This is a genomic window from Crocinitomix catalasitica ATCC 23190 (genome assembly GCF_000621625.1).
GTDB classification, from domain to species: Bacteria; Bacteroidota; Bacteroidia; order Flavobacteriales_D; family Crocinitomicaceae; genus Crocinitomix; species Crocinitomix catalasitica.
The window spans coordinates 239,277-251,062 of the sequence record NZ_JHXV01000005.1; the positions used below are offsets into that span (position 1 = coordinate 239,277).

General features: G+C 33.7%; 12 protein-coding genes. 4 read left to right on the top strand and 8 right to left on the bottom strand.

Annotated features, from left to right (window positions below):
• From T367_RS0103400 to T367_RS0103415, 4 genes are read right to left on the bottom strand one after another with little or no spacing between them, the layout of a single operon-like run.
• Complete coding sequence (locus tag T367_RS0103400) at positions 1–996, bottom strand: 3-oxoacyl-ACP synthase (protein ID WP_027418593.1); 996 nt, start codon at positions 994–996, stop codon at positions 1–3.
• Positions 974–2,263 carry a F390 synthetase-related protein gene (locus T367_RS0103405; protein WP_027418594.1) on the bottom strand — a complete coding sequence of 430 codons (1,290 nt, stop codon included), beginning with the start codon at positions 2,261–2,263 and terminating at the stop codon, positions 974–976. The genes T367_RS0103400 and T367_RS0103405 overlap by 23 nt, the downstream gene beginning before the upstream one ends.
• On the bottom strand, positions 2,253–3,101 hold the full coding sequence (locus tag T367_RS21205) for an MBL fold metallo-hydrolase (RefSeq protein ID WP_051568319.1): 849 nt from the start codon (positions 3,099–3,101) through the stop codon (positions 2,253–2,255). The genes T367_RS0103405 and T367_RS21205 overlap by 11 nt, the downstream gene beginning before the upstream one ends.
• Entirely contained in the window at positions 3,088–4,077 is a 990-nt protein-coding gene (locus T367_RS0103415; RefSeq protein WP_035842270.1) for an NAD-dependent epimerase/dehydratase family protein, read from the bottom strand. Before T367_RS0103415 ends, T367_RS21205 begins: the two co-directional genes overlap by 14 nt.
• Before the next feature lie 143 nt (positions 4,078–4,220).
• Here T367_RS0103415 and T367_RS0103420 point away from each other — a divergent pair, with 143 nt between their 5' ends.
• Complete coding sequence (locus T367_RS0103420) at positions 4,221–5,924, top strand: HAD-IIIC family phosphatase (RefSeq protein WP_027418596.1); 1,704 nt, start codon at positions 4,221–4,223, stop codon at positions 5,922–5,924.
• Here the strand turns inward: T367_RS0103420 and T367_RS0103425 are convergent.
• The 3 genes from T367_RS0103425 to T367_RS0103435 are packed head-to-tail and all read right to left on the bottom strand — an operon-like array spanning position 5,921 to position 9,292.
• Positions 5,921–7,003, bottom strand: coding sequence for a sulfotransferase family protein (locus T367_RS0103425; protein ID WP_027418597.1), 1,083 nt, complete (start codon positions 7,001–7,003; stop codon positions 5,921–5,923). The genes T367_RS0103420 and T367_RS0103425 overlap by 4 nt on opposite strands.
• Before the next feature lie 2 nt (positions 7,004–7,005).
• Positions 7,006–8,439: a hypothetical protein gene (locus T367_RS0103430; protein ID WP_027418598.1), complete on the bottom strand. Its 1,434-nt coding sequence runs from the start codon at positions 8,437–8,439 to the stop codon at positions 7,006–7,008.
• 4 nt (positions 8,440–8,443) lie between these two features.
• Positions 8,444–9,292, bottom strand: coding sequence for an alpha/beta fold hydrolase (locus T367_RS0103435; protein WP_027418599.1), 849 nt, complete (start codon positions 9,290–9,292; stop codon positions 8,444–8,446).
• Positions 9,293–9,539: 247 nt separating this feature from the next.
• Here T367_RS0103435 and T367_RS0103440 point away from each other — a divergent pair, with 247 nt between their 5' ends.
• The 3 genes from T367_RS0103440 (at position 9,540) to T367_RS0103450 (ending at position 11,391) form a co-directional block, all read left to right on the top strand.
• Positions 9,540–10,430 (top strand): PKD domain-containing protein, encoded by an 891-nt coding sequence (locus T367_RS0103440; RefSeq protein ID WP_027418600.1) that lies wholly within the window; start codon positions 9,540–9,542, stop codon positions 10,428–10,430.
• 3 nt (positions 10,431–10,433) lie between these two features.
• Complete coding sequence (locus T367_RS0103445; protein WP_027418601.1) at positions 10,434–10,670, top strand: hypothetical protein; 237 nt, start codon at positions 10,434–10,436, stop codon at positions 10,668–10,670.
• Between the two features lie 67 nt (positions 10,671–10,737).
• Entirely contained in the window at positions 10,738–11,391 is a 654-nt protein-coding gene (locus T367_RS0103450) for a hypothetical protein (protein ID WP_027418602.1), read from the top strand.
• Between the two features lie 22 nt (positions 11,392–11,413).
• Here the strand turns inward: T367_RS0103450 and T367_RS0103455 are convergent, their stop codons facing one another.
• Positions 11,414–11,779: a DUF983 domain-containing protein gene (locus T367_RS0103455; RefSeq protein ID WP_027418603.1), complete on the bottom strand. Its 366-nt coding sequence runs from the start codon at positions 11,777–11,779 to the stop codon at positions 11,414–11,416.
• Between the last annotated feature and the right edge of the window lie 7 nt (positions 11,780–11,786).

The following is an 11,786-nucleotide window of genomic DNA, read 5'->3' on the forward strand; positions in this document are numbered from 1 at the left end:
TTAATATTTAAAAAGTATGCCTCCAATTGAAAAACCAGCAGATGTTCCAATTAACAAACATAAATCACCACGTTTTACTTCACCAGAATCAATACAGTCTGAAAGTGTAAGTGGTATTGAGGCTGCGATACAATTACCATAAAGAGCTAAACTGGTTTTTACTTGCCCCTTCTTAAATGAATATAGTGAATCAAAAATTTTCATTCCAAACTTTGATGCCTGATGCGGTACAATAACATCTACTTCTTCAATGTTGATGTCTAAGTCGCGAAAAAGGTCTTCAACAAAAAGAGGAATTTTCTCTTTTGCCAATCGTAATAATTTTTTTCCATCCATTTTAAACGAATGTAATTTCTCATCATAAGGATTGTCCTTAAAAAAATACTGATTCCCCCCACCCTGAATCCAGGTATGATAAGTCCCGACTGAATATGTTTTTTGGATTCCTCTAATAAATAGTGATTTTGATTCCTCGTCATATTGAACAATTGCAGCTGCCGCACCATCGCCAAACAATGTAGTTGTTTCCCAGTTTTTAGTATTCAATCCTTTAGATGATATTTCAGCTGAGACGATTAATATTGTTTTCAAACTTTTACCGTCTAATAGTCTTGATGCGAAATCTAAACTAGCAACAAAACTCAAGCAAGTACTATCTATATCAATCGCTGGAAAATCATACAAGGCTCCATCCTTTAATTCGTGTTTAATTATAGATGCTTGATTCGGTAAAGGATAATCAAAAGTTCCGCCTGCTGAAAGCAACATATCTATTTGATCTAAACCCATATTAGCTTTCGACAATACTTCTTCAGCTGCACGTGCTCCCATAAAACCATTCGACTCTGTCGTAACCATATGACGATTGGAAACACCTGAGTACTTTTCTGACCAACCGGAAGGAATGCCATAACGATCCTCTATTTCTGAAGAAGACACCTTTTTAGGGAGATATGTTCCCATGGCAACTATTTTAATTGGTTTTCCAGTAATCATTTCTTATCCTTCTTAATTTGTTACCTTTTTCGTGGTGCCTTTCATTCACTGTTATAATATCAACTGCATTAATTCCATTATCAGTCAATAATTTTTGTATTGAAGACTTTGCCATATTACGAATCACCTCCGCACTATCAATAAATAATTCTAATCTATTTTCTTCTGTTTGTACTAATGTATAATCAATTATTGAATCGTGAGACTGAACTATCGCTCTTCTGAAAAAATCAGGAAATATTGTTTTTTCAATATTTTCGAGTGTTTTAAATCTCAATACATCATCAGCCCTTCCCTCAATTTGAGCTATACCTGTAAAAGGGCTGCCACATGGGCAATTTTCCTTTTCATGAATGATATCATTCAATTCGTACCGAACTATTGGCTGTGTGCTTCTTTTTAAATCTGTTATGATCGGAAAAAAACGTTCCTTTTTCTCATCTAAATAACGTTTTTCTATAATTAAGAAGTCTTCATTAAAATGCAAGGTTCCTTCACTACAAGTTGTTGCTAAAAGTCCCTCAGTACACTGATAAACTTGATGGATTTTCTGGTTAAAAACACGACTTAAATATACAGCATCCTCTGGATAGAGTACTTCCGCCACTGATATAATTTTTTGAGGAAAAATATTGACGTTACCCATCTCTACTTCTCTTGCCAATTCGATTAAAAGACTAGGCTGTGCAACGAGTATCGTAGGCTGCAGCGTATTAATTCGATTAATATGTTCAGTCATTGGTAGCATCAAATCAAAAAACTCGAATGATAATAATTTTGATTTTACGGAACTGTATAAATTACTATTCGCTCTTAGGAAAAAGGCTACTTTTCGTTGCTTCAGTGAAAAACCAATGACACGGTCTAAAATACAACCGACCCATTGTGCTCGTTCTGATTCAGTCGCTAAAAAGACGCCTCTATTACCGCTTGTTCCTGTTGATAGACCAATAGTAATATCTTCAATCATCGGTGCAAAATTTCTCGACTCTTCTGCTTCTCTCGCAACTTCAAAAGCATTTTTCAATTTTACACCTCGCGTATTAATCGCATCGAAGTTATCCATGAAAATAGCTTTATTGATAATAGGATATTCTGTTAATGGTAGATTTTGAGCTGTATACCCCTGATAATATTCAGATTTTTCTAAAACTGCCTGCATTTTATTCCAGCCTCTATCTTGTAATTTTTTTAACGATTTTTTATGCCGCCATCGTAAGAAACGTAGTGCTATAAAATCACCTAAGAGTTTGCTTTTAAAGGACATCAAAATCTATTTTAGATGAAACTAATGGATTTGTTGATTCTGAACAATGTGTAGGAACAATAACTACTTCAGGATTGTCCTTATAATACCTATTAACTTTTGCTAAACTATTTTTAAAATCCTTCCACGAATCAAAAAACAGCCTCACAATAGGATTAGGTAAAATCATTTCTTGATAGGATTTTTTGAGCCAACATGCATCTGCAATTAAAAAATATGGCCTTTTTTGTGTTTCTAATAAAACACCAATTTGTCCAGCTCCATGTCCAGGTAATTCCACTATCCTAATTGAATCATCTCCGAATAAATCGAAAGTTTTACCTAGAATTTCATCCTTTTGGGCAGTACAATGATCTTCAATGATATGTACCCTATCCTTTAAATTATCAGGTAATAAACTTTTCAATACCCCTCTTGAAAAAGCGATGCTTTTGGATATATTCATAACATGCTTTAGTGCAACTTTGGAGCAATAAAACAAGGCGTTTGGAAAATCCTTCATTCCTCCTACATGATCAGCATGAAAATGAGTTATAATCACATGATTAATAGATTTTGGGTCGATATTATTGGATTTTAATTGCGACGCAACTTCATCAGACTTATTAATAATGACCTTTGTTATTTTCGCATATATTTTATTGGGATAGTTTTTAGTCGCCTCAAAAAAACGAGAAGTATAACCTGTATCATATAAAACATTTCCAAATTCAGGATGCTCAATTAAGCCCCATAGTGCTTGGAATTCAATCTCTCGTCTTCTTCCACCACGAATTGCGTGATGTTCGTTCGAAAGGCAATGCCCAGCATAATTTAGATGTAATTTAACTTTCTTCATTCTTCTTAAACCAATTTACAAATTCATGAATCGCTTCATCTGTACTCATTTTGGGTGAATATCCTAATAGTGTTTTTGCTTTAGAAATATCCATTGTAAGAGATTTCGCCAATGTTCCAACACCATATTTAGTCAAGGTTGGTTCTTTCATTGTCGTTAATCTCGTCCAATTCTCCATTCCACCGGCAATCGTCTTTACTAACCAGAATGGTACATTTTTTGACGGTGGTTCATGACCTAAAAGGAGAAGAACCTTAGCAATGGACTCCCATAAAACAACAGGATTTCCGTCCGATATATTATAAGTATTATTCATTGCGTCGCCATTCGCTTTTAAAGCTAAACATATGGCATCTGCAACGTTTGAAACGGCTGTAAGATCAGCTAAATTTTTACCATCACCAATTATCTTCAGTCGACCTTCTTTATAAGCGCGAATTAATCGCGGCATAATAACAGTATCACCTCTTCCTGTCAATGCTCTTGGTCTTAAAATTACATATGGAATTCCTGAATTTTCTAATTCAATTTCTGCTAACCTCTTTGTTTCTGCATAAGCATTAATGAATTTGGAAGGTAATGGATCAGACTCTTTAATATCAAACTTATCCCTCATTTCAAAATACATACTCGGTGTAGAAATAAAAACTATTTTCTGAACGTCGTATTTTTTTGCAGCTTTTAATAAATTTTGCATGGTCAAAACATTCGCACGCTCAAATTCTTCACGCTTTCCCCAAGGTGATGACAATGCCGCCGCGTGAATTATAATATCTATATCTTCAGTAATACTTTCTACGAAAGCAACTTCTTCTAAATCCCCTAAACGATAGGTTACTTTTTCGTGACCTACTGTATGTGAAGCTTTTAAAGTTCGTCCACTCGCAATCACTTGCTCAATGTCAATTAATTCAACTAACTTCTCTAAAGAACGATAGCCTAAAAACCCGGTCGCTCCTGTTAATAATATTTTCATTTTTCCCAAGATAATAAAGTAAAGATATCTAATTCATAATCTTTGCAATAATTGAATTTTGCAAATCACTTTTTAGTATTTGTGGATTCCGCAAAAATCAAAAAATACAACTGATTGTAATAAGATTTTTTTAGCTTAGATGTATGAATTTTGATGTCACACCCGATTCGTTAAGAGCTATTAATGCTGATGGTAAACACAACAGTAAAATAAAGTTAGCTATTATTGGATACCGCAGTACGAATATGCTTGCTCCTTTTTTGGAAAAATCATTACATACGAATGGGATTAGTGCTTCGCTCTATCAAGGACAATATAACCAGGTTGAACATGAATTGTTTAATCCAGATTCTGCTTTAATCGCCTTTCAACCGGATGCTATTGTACTTTTAAATTCACTAGAAGCTTTACGTAAACAATGGTTTATTGATGGTACAAAACTTTCAGAGAACACAATAAGTCATTTTAACAAAGTCCAAGAAGCAATATCCTCACACCTTCCTGAAGCTATTCTGATTCATGAAAATTACGAATTGGATTATGACGGCATCTTTAATGCCTCGAATGAAAAAGGGTTCGTCTATCAAATACGCAAAATCAACGATAAATTAGCAGAATTTAAACCGAATCAAATTCTATTCGACAAAGCTACCTACCTCTCCTACTTAGGTTTAAAAAAATGTCGAAATAACGGTATGTTGAATTCTGTAGACTTGCCTTATACTAGTAATACTGAGGCAATAATTTCATGGGAATTATCTAGGATTATAGGCTCCTGTTTTGGACGTTTTAAAAAATGTTTGATTTTGGATTTGGACAATACGTTATGGGGTGGTATTATAGGTGACGATGGTTTAGAAGGAATTCAAATTGGTGGAGACGGGAACGGCTTAATTTATTCAGCCATTCAACATTGGGCTTTAGGACTTAAAGAAAATGGCATTTTGCTCGCAATTTGTAGTAAAAACACGAAAAAAATGGCGGAAGAACCATTTATAAAACATCCGAATATGGTACTTTCTTTATCTGACATTGCTGTTTTTGTTGCGAATTGGTCGAATAAAGCAGAGAATATTAAATATATAAAGGAGACCTTAAATATCGATTATAATTCTATGGTTTTCATTGATGATAATCCGGTTGAAAGGGAAATTGTACAACAGAGTTTTCCAGATGTAACTGTTCCAGAAATTCCTGAAGACTTAGCCGATGTGCCAGATTATCTGAGAGCAATGAATTTTTTCCCGATATATACACCAAGTCCTAATGAATTTGATAGAACTAATTTCTTCGTTCAAAATAAAGCGCGAAACGCTTTAAATTCTGAAACAATTTCAATTGATGATTATTTAAAAAGTCTTAATCTAAAGGCGAAAATAGCTCCACTAACTTCCGTGAATATCGGTCGTATTTCAGAATTAAGCATGCGCTCGAATCAATTTAATTTGCGCACTCAACGTTATAATGTAACAGACCTGGAACGAATTTTAAAGGATTCGAACTACGCTGTGCAAACGGTAACACTGGAAGATAAATTTGGTTCTTATGGCCTTATTGCAGTTGTCGTATTAAAACAAATGGATCATAAATCAATCTTTATTGAAAATTGGTTCATGAGTTGCAGAGCCATTCAACGTGGTGTTGAAGAAATGATGCTAAACGAATTGGTTACTTTTTGTAAAAGTATAGGAATTGATTCCTTAATTGGTGAATACTTGCACAGTGAAAAAAACACTATTGTTTCGGAACACTTCTCAAGGCTAGGGTTCTGTGCTATAGACGACAATTGTTGGGAGTTGAAAATTGACAATTTCATACTAAAGCCAACAGTTATTGAACTCGTTTAAATTGATTTTTGTTCATAGTTGAATTCTTCAAAAACAAACCCTAATCGATTATTTATTTGATTAATTAAATCATCACTCAAAGGCTCGTAATCATTCTTTTTATATGTTTTAATTGTTCCGAGATAATCCTTAAGTAATTCTTGATTTAAATGATAACCCAATTGATTATATATTTTCTGAATTGTATCAATTGGATTTTGTTGAACCTCTTTAAATGAAACTGAAATTTGTCGATCAGAACGAATCAATACTTTATCTTCTATCCAACGTTTATTAATTTCTTCGTAAGTTTCCAAAACAGTCTCATTCCTTCTCAATCTTAGCCCATCTATTGACTGAAAATTCGCCATATTATACCAAGTATTGTATAAATGGATTGAGGATTGAATCGTTTTATAAGGTTCCCGATGAATATGAACAAACTTTGCATCCGGATACATTTCCAGTAACAATGGAATTCGAGCTGTGTTCGCTGGTGACTTTAGCAGAATCACTGCTGACTTCCCGTTCTTTTTTACCAATTTCCGAACAAATTTCAGATGTTTTCTCTTCCATTCTATAATCGTCTTCTCATCAGAATCCTTAAACGTCAAACAAGACGAATATTTTAAGCCTGTCTCAGGAAAATGCGCGATTAAATAAGGTGTTGGTGCACCAAGAGCAGCCATTGCAATTTCTTCCTCTTGCGGACTATCCATACGCATCGCCATATTATCCATTGCCCTTACTCCTGGCCCCACTTTATCCAATAAAGGAGTCAACAACTTTTCAGTTGCTAAAAATGAATTTGGAAATATGGTTTGATAAGTCGAAGGTGGAATAAAAGATTTATCTGCAGACATTAAATTAAGTAAATGAGTGGTCCCACAACGATAATGCCCCATAATAAATACAATATTTTCAGGAAACCCTTTATCTCGGTAAAAAAGATCTGGAATAGCCAATATTGAATTAAAAATCCCCATTAATAAATGCCCGAAAAATCGTGGAATATAACGAATTGAAATTTTTGCTTTATTTTGAATGGCTAGCCGAACCATCGTTTGAGCAGATGCTCCAAAAAGAAAAGATAATTTCATATTTAGGATTTAAATTTTAGAAGAGCTTCGGCCATTTGTCGGATGGAAATTGATCCTGCTTGTTTCAATACTTCCGACAAAAACAACCCTTGTTTATTGTTACAATACTTCCCTCCTATTTCTTCGACTATAAAAAGTAAATTCAGAGACTCTCCTCCTAAGGATGTAAACGAAACATTAAAGTCATTCTCTGTGACTAGTTCTTGTAAATACTTTGACCAAATTTCTGCGATCTCCAATTCTAATGGTGATATAAGAATTCCTACATCGGAGTGTGATTCTGTTGACTTCTCAGGTTTTAGCATCGACTCCAGGCTTGATTTAATATTATCAGCATTGTATTTAGAAGATAGGCTATAACAGATCCGCGTTCCAAATTTATGATGAACGACAGAAAAACAGATTGGAATTGTTGAAGTGTAAACTGGAATAGAATAAAAATCTAAGGCATTAAAACCTCCAAAGGACAAAGTATCTAAATCAATAAATCCTAAGTCTGAAATATAGCCACTCATTGCATATTTATTCGATTTAAAAGAACGTCCTGCTTTTTTAGCAAACATTCTTTTTAAAACAAACAGTGGTAATAAATTGGCTATTTTTTCGAGTGGGTCTACTCCTAATTCCCTATTTGCTGCCAATTGTTTTAATAATTCAGCTTGAATTTCATTGATTGATTGATTTGGCTCTGTTTTTAAATAAATCGGCAAACTAAGATTTGACAATACCTCGGTGTAAGCACCATGTCTTCTGCAATTTACAGGAATTAAAAACTGCGCTGTTGAATTGGTTTCTCTCGCATACCATTTTACCAGCTTTGCAATACCATTGTCAATTTTGGATGGAAAACGCATTAAAAGTGTTGAAAAATCATTTAAAATACCTGTCTCCGTTGGTCTTAATCCTGACCATTTATTGGTGAAACCTCCCCCATTTGTTGCTGGCCTTACTTTAATCTGATTCCGTAGTTCTTTTTCAGTTGGATGAATTGATATTTTTTCTGCAGTTTCTCCTTTTAATATCGCAAACATTGTTGTAATCATTTTCATTGCACCTATACCATCCATTGCACTATGTAATATTCTAATTACAATAGTGGTAACTTCTGTTTGAAAGAGATGGAATTCAAAACATTCTCCATTATTTGAATTCATTTTTTTTCTATAAAGAGGACTTGAAAAATCTTCAGGACATTGTTTGTTATGTATGAGTACTAACGGTTTTCCGCCTTTATAACTCCATTTTTTATGTTCAAGTTTTAATGAAAGCATGGGATAAGCATCCACTAATTGATCAATTGCAAGATTAAATAGTCGGGGATCAATTATATTATCACCTTTAATAATAAACTGCATTGCGAATGGAGGATTCAATTCCTCACCAATACCGTAAAGTTTTTCATTGAGTGTTAAAGCTCTTTGCCAATTCGCATGCATAAGTTTAGCTTTTAGATATTAAATAAGCCTCAATCAAAGCGTTTACTTCATCTGGCTTTTCATATGAACACAGATGACCAGCGTTTGGGATAATATGAAAACCATCTGACTTTAAGGTCTTATAATTCTCGTAACCATAGGTATCTAATTTTGCAACACTATTTTCCTCTCCCCATAAAAGCAGATGATTTGGAATAATATGTCCTTTAATTATAGGTTCTAAATTAAATGAATGCGCACTAAAAAACAAATCAACTCTTGATTGTTGCTGATTTTTTTGCTTTTGTTTTAAACGATACTTTTTAAAAAGTGGATCATTCGATTTTATAGAATTACCAAAAAGTATCTTCGGAAAAACACGCCTAACAATAAATCCTGGGGAAATAATTTTCAAGGCAATCATCGTTCGTTTCTTCACTTTAGAGAAAGGATCTAGTTTTGCAACCCAAGATTTATTCACGATGCGTGGCAACATTAAATCACCTGGGCAGATATTAAATAAAATGAGTTTATTGATGATTTTTGGGTTTCGAATCGTAAAATCGAGCGCCAATGAAGCACCAATACAATTCCCGATTAGATGCATGGACTCAATTCCCTTTTTTTCAACAAAAGCAGTCAATACGTTATTTATAATTTCTAAAGTCAAAGGTTGACCTGGATATTCGGATTCACCACAACCCGGCCAATCAATTCCATAAACTTTGTAATTCGAAGAGAAATACTCCATTTGATATTGCCAACTTTGCCAAAAACCACCACCGTTATGAAGAAAAAGTATTGGGTAACCTTCACCTGCTTCAACAACATTAACTGAAAGATTGGCCAATACAATACATTCTTCTTTTATCATACTTTATCTTAAACTACACGTATTAATTTGCAGATAAAGTTAACGATTTTAGATTCGGAAGATTATTGAATCCCGCAATAAGCATTTATGTTTTGCGGATTGAGCGGAAATCATCAAAATTGTTAAAGTAAATCATTAGATAATTTCTAAATATTTAAAGTTAAGCGTCCTGATTTAATGAATTCTAAGGATGGCTACTGATATAATAATTTAATTATTAGATTTGTCAATACTTAACTTAATATCTATGAAACAATTATTATTATCTTTTTTCTATTTATTTACAGGGTTGACGACTTTCTCACAAGAAGAATTGAGGTTTGTTGAATTGGGCTCGGAATCTGCTTATTGCAGGATTTATGATTATCAAAACGGAAATGGATCTGTATATGCTTCTGCAAGTGGCGGTGTTCCGGACTATAGTTATCAATGGGAAAATCTTTCAACAGGTGAAACATCAATGAGTTCAACTTGGGGCGGTTTAAATCCTGGAGATTATAGAATCACTGTTACAGATAATGATGGGAATACCTTATCCGAAACAATTACTGTTGATTCCTTAAATCCAATTGCCAATTTTGATGTCATTTCAGATGATCTTGATCCAATTGAATGGGGATATATTGGCACTGCTCCTGCTACCGTAACTTTTGTGAATACTTCGTTATATTTTGCAAACCCATTGGTACCAATTGCTGATACGATTTTCTATTTCCAACCAGAAGCAACTGAAGGTGGGACATTTTACGAATCTTATCCGCTTTTAGAAACTTACACTTACAATTACGGAGGAGAATTTGACGCTTGCATGGTAGCTCTTACTGACAACGGATGTACTGACACTATTTGTAAAACAATTGGTTTATTCGGTCCATTAACCATTGGTGAAGAAAGTTCGTCTAATCTTATTACAATCACAAGCCAACCCAATTCGAATCAAATCAGTATCAAACAAGCAGATGTCAAAAATGGCAATTTGGTGAAAATATACAGATTAACAGGACAATTGATATTACAAGAAGAAATTTACTCAAATACAGCACTACTTCCTTTTACAGGAACAAGAGGTATTTACATTTTTGAATTCTATGAAAACGACTCTATGCAATTAATTGGGTCCGGAAAATTTAATTATTAAGATATGAAAAAACTAACTTTTATTTTATTTGGCATTTTATTCATTGTTACTGCTTGTAAAAAAAATCATACATGCACTTGTACTGAAAAATATACTGGCCTTGAAAAAAATTACGAAACTAAAACTGATTCTATTATAGAAGGAATGAAAAAGGACGACGCTAAAGTACTTTGCGATGAAGGTGATATTCCAGCACAAACAATTATGACCGAAACAATAGTCACGGATTGTGAACTATAGTAGTTTTAAACTACTCAATTACAAACCTTTCTGAATAGTTTTGCGTTATAAGGTTAAATCCTAACTTATGAAGCTGAAACTAATAATTGTCTGTAGTGCTTTAACAATGGGCCTATTTTTTGGATGTAAAAAAGCCATAAGTCCACTTTGGCTTGTGGCTAAAATTCAATTGATCGACAGTAGAACGGGTAATCCTGTACCTGCTAACTTTAAACTTGAGTATCTGTCAAAAGGTCCTTTTGGTCACGAACATAGTAATAAGGACATGGGAAAATCTGACGATTTCGGGTATTTTGAATTTAAGGAACGTGTTGGGCTAAATCAGACTGATTTTAAGCTCATTATTTTACCGAGAATTGGAGGCTATCTAATCCCCTATCAATTTCAGTATAAAGAAAGTATTCCCTTAAGCGAAAATTCGAGGAATAAAATAACATTTGCGTTAGATCCGATACCTTATGGTAAGATTGTATTGAATAATACGGATTGTTACGATGAAACCGATTCATTATGGCTTAAAAGTTCATATTCAAAACATTATAATTTTTATGATTATACGGGGTGTATAGAAAATGACACAATACATTATTGGGCGGCTCCTTATGAAGGTACAACCTTAACTTACCAGACTATTTCAAAAAAGAATAATATTCTCGATACATTGACACATACCATTAATCTGGAATATTATAAATTTAATGAGATTCGAATTGATTATTAGTTCTTGAAAATTGCCTTGAATTCTATTTTTTATACCGCACAAAAATATGAATCCAAATAGACCTTCCTAAACGAATGGTTAAAGGAATCAACATCAGTAAAGAAACAACCATTAAACCGACCAAAAACCAGATATTGATATCCTCTCCAGAAATCGCCATAAGTATAAATGGAGAAATAATGAGTACAATAAAGGGATAGGAAGTCCACAATGCACCTATCCAAAAACCTGGTTCAATCTCAAATTTTTGGTCACAGACTTTGCAATTTTCGTGCATCAAAAAGATATCCTTGTACACAAATAATCCAGGACGAACGAACATATCTCCCTTTCGGCAATGCGGGCATTTCAGCCCTATTATTGATCGAAAAGCAGATTTTTCTTGCATTTTGAGA